Annotated in this window: 1 protein-coding gene; it reads right to left on the reverse strand. The window is 35.0% G+C overall.

The window, feature by feature from the left end:
• Nucleotides 1–460, reverse strand: a 460-nt coding sequence (locus BKH46_RS09635; protein ID WP_172402635.1) for a hypothetical protein, incomplete at both ends; no start/stop codon positions are given.

The following is a 460-nucleotide window of genomic DNA, read 5'->3' on the forward strand; positions in this document are numbered from 1 at the left end:
ATTTCTTCTTCTCCCTCGTCATTTATTGCCTTTTTAAACACAGCTCGGTAATAATTCCCCAACTTAGCAAAATAAACAATATGGTATTTCCTGCTCTCTTTGGTTTTATATACACCACTTAACATATGGGGCACTAAGTAATAATCAAATGCACCGATATTGTCGTGATGGGTGTGGGTTCTAATTGTCCAGCCTGAGAGATAGATGTCATTTGCTTTTGTATCCAAAAAAGTTTGAAGCTTTTTATCAGTCTTGCCTACAACAACAAAGTTTTTATCATATATTCCCTCTCCTTTGCCCTTAGGGCTCAAGGCTTTTACATACAACCCCCTAATCTCCCTCCATCTCTTTCTATTCTCTACAATGCTTTGATAATCACTAAAGATTAAAGATTTTAGTAATTTAGAAGGTTCATTGACTCCAATGATTCTTCTGGCTTTTTCTAAATAAATCTTATCTA

It is taken from the genome of Helicobacter sp. 12S02634-8 (assembly GCF_002272865.1).
Taxonomy (GTDB): Bacteria; Campylobacterota; Campylobacteria; order Campylobacterales; family Helicobacteraceae; genus Helicobacter_J.